Raw genomic sequence first — 2,776 nt, 5'->3', positions numbered from 1 at the left:
GACGGTATAAAGAAGGCAGAAGTCGAATTGGTCTGGGAACCCCCATGGACACCTGATCGGATATCAAAAAACGAATGAGAATGAAATTCTCGCAGGGGTAATGCTGATGAGCCTGTTATTTACAGGTCTCTTCGGCCTGATGATATTCATGATAGCAATACTACTTTGGATTTAAAAAAGAGAATTTGAAACTAATTATTGTATGTTCATAGTTTCACAGATTTTTGTATGGATCAGAAAATTCATATTTATTTAAGCTTTGAAGAATTAAGACAAAAAAAGTGGTAAATATACCATACAATACACCAACGTTTTGCATTATAGCATAAGGTAGCCAATTTGGATCAGCCATTGTCAACGCTCCCGTTTTGATTCTTGTATCGCATATCTTCTTTTAAATTTTCGTTCATTTGAGATTTTGTATATTCATGTACTTCTAATAATTTTTCGCCAATTTCGTCAATCATTAACTGCATTGTTTGCGTACAAGTAAGGCTATTTATCGTTGGTTCCAAAAGCAAAAGAAGTGTTGTGATTTGATACAGCGATATTGCCATGAGGTTACCAGGATCTGCCAATCCCATATTACTAGGACCTGCCATCATAATATCTTTTTTACCTTCTGGCAATCCGATATCAAAAAAGAAACCTTTTGATTCTGCATGAATTGAATGACTACCTAATTTATAATATGGCCGCATGTGTTCAAATCCAATTTCCTTTTCAAGATTAGAAAACTTGATTGAGTTTATTTTTAGCACACCAGCCGCCCAACCATATTGATTTCCGAACGATTTCCCAAACCGCTTAATCAAATTATCTCTAGCTTTCCTGGTATTTTCAATTTCTTCTTCCGAATGTGGGGCATAACCCAATTTTTCTGCATGTTTTTGATATTGACGCATCGCTTTGCATGACTCAATGGCTTGGTGAAGGAGATAACGTTCTGCAACATCGTTTCCATATTTCTTAATAAAATAACCAACAACCACAATCTCATGAAGTGTACGCCATCTAGAAAGAGCAGCCGATGCATATCCTCCTTTCATGAGATGAAGAATTTCTCTGCTAATAAGACAAGATCGAGCATGTAATCGTGTAAGTGCTTCGAATACAAAATCTTTTTTTTGAGCTGAAAGTGGTCTCATTTCTTTATTGTATGTACTCCCAGCTTCAAGTGAAATAAGTACAAGTAACTCTAATAAATCGAAAGGTTGTTTCCAAACACCATTGAGACGTTGCTTAAAAGTATCATCTGTTGCACGCCATAACTCTAGCTTATTTTGCACATCAGATTTTAGTTCTTCGAATATGGATGCCGATGCTTCAGAAATTTCAGCAGAAATACATTTTGGAATCTCTTCTTTGATATTTTCAAACTCGTCTAAAGTTTGATTGTTTGAATAAATCTCTTTAAAGATTTCCTCTAAACACTTATTGTTTTCTTCTTCAGTAAACATTATAACTCCTTTTTAATGATATCCAAGACATCATTTTGCTTAAGGGTTCATCGGGGTTTAGTATAAAAATGGTGGAATAATTTCCATCATTCGTTCATTTGGTATAGCGTAACTAAAATACCACAAACGCTTAAAAAATCACTGAAGTTAAGGTTTATATATAACTAGATCATTGTTCCTCAGAGCATAGATTATAGATTGAATCTGACTTTTAGTCATATTCAACAACGATACTGTGGTACTTGTTGGCGCAAGTACCATGGGTTACTTTCCTTCTACTTTATTACCACCTTTGATTATCACAAATATGAAGGTTGACCCAAATGTCTAACAATCGATCTACATACGCTTTTTTGTAATATTTCAGAAATACGAATCAACTGTAGCATTTCTTTGAGTGAATTAACATTATGGCCCCCTAACTTAATAATGCTTTTTGCCCCCATGATTGGATACTAATAAATCATATCTGGTAACAAACATGATAATAAACGCATGAATGAATCATTATGATGAGTAGATTCGTAGCCTGCCACTCAAACCAAATCCGCCAGTAAACCTAGGTGATTTTCCAGCTTCACTCAACCCTAAGCGCATCCACAGGACACTTGTGAACGCACTCCATACAACTGATGCAGGCAGTATCCCGGACAACATCCTTCTTTGAAACATCGATCCACATCGGACACACCCTGTCACATATCCCGCATGAATTGCAAAGCGAAGGGTCACGCTTTATCTTCCTGATCTTGACCAGGTTAGTCAATGAAGCTACTGCACCTTCTTTACAGAAATACCTGCATGCAGCCCTGTCCACGAAAAAGGAAAGCAGTATCGAAATCACCATGATCAGTAGCAGACCATCTATTACCACGGATTCCATGATGGGATCATCAATGAGCTGAAATTCATGCAGCACCAGAGCAGTCAGTAAGAAGAGCAATACTACATAGCGGAAATATAGTAACGGCTTATGGATCCTTTTTGGGACCAGTTTGTTGTATCTTTTACCGAGGACCCTTTTTCCCATTGAACCAATGATGTTCTGGAACATGCCCCTTGGGCACATCCAGCCACAATAGACCGGACCAAATAGCAGAGCAACAGGAATGGACAGGAGAACAACATAGAATGTTGACTGTGAGCCAAAATAAATGAAGATGGCAAGGCCAATAAGCTGAAGGGTCAACCTGAACCTCTCAACCTTTTCGACCTTTTCGATCTTTTGCAATCTTGATATGATATTTCCTGCCACTTTCAACAGTATTGCCTCCAATAATTGTTAGGACTTTATCGAACAATATAGTTGAAAACTG

Annotated in this window: 3 protein-coding genes; all 3 read right to left on the bottom strand. The window is 37.2% G+C overall.

Annotation, left to right across the window (positions count from 1 at the left end):
* Positions 1–214: 214 nt before the first annotated feature.
* A complete protein-coding gene (locus tag KDK67_RS10330) occupies positions 215–352 on the bottom strand; it encodes a hypothetical protein (protein ID WP_250868705.1) in 138 nt (45 codons plus the stop codon).
* Positions 345–1,460, bottom strand: a complete 1,116-nt coding sequence (locus KDK67_RS10325; RefSeq protein ID WP_250868704.1) for a DUF5677 domain-containing protein — start codon at positions 1,458–1,460, stop codon at positions 345–347. Before KDK67_RS10325 ends, KDK67_RS10330 begins: the two co-directional genes overlap by 8 nt.
* A gap of 577 nt (positions 1,461–2,037) precedes the next feature.
* Complete coding sequence (locus KDK67_RS10320) at positions 2,038–2,715, bottom strand: 4Fe-4S binding protein (protein ID WP_250868727.1); 678 nt, start codon at positions 2,713–2,715, stop codon at positions 2,038–2,040.
* Positions 2,716–2,776: the final 61 nt, after the last annotated feature.

The organism is Methanococcoides seepicolus, from assembly GCF_023684405.1.
Taxonomy (GTDB): Archaea; Halobacteriota; Methanosarcinia; order Methanosarcinales; family Methanosarcinaceae; genus Methanococcoides; species Methanococcoides seepicolus.
Note: the sequence above shows the minus strand (reverse complement) of the source record. Positions and strands in the feature narration are given on the sequence as shown.

Coding starts and splice junctions, on each gene's coding strand:
- KDK67_RS10325 (WP_250868704.1), bottom strand. CDS start 1,460: ATGTTTACTGAAGAAGAAAACAATAAGTGTTTAGAGGAAATCTTTAAA.
- KDK67_RS10330 (WP_250868705.1), bottom strand. CDS start 352: ATGGCTGATCCAAATTGGCTACCTTATGCTATAATGCAAAACGTTGGT.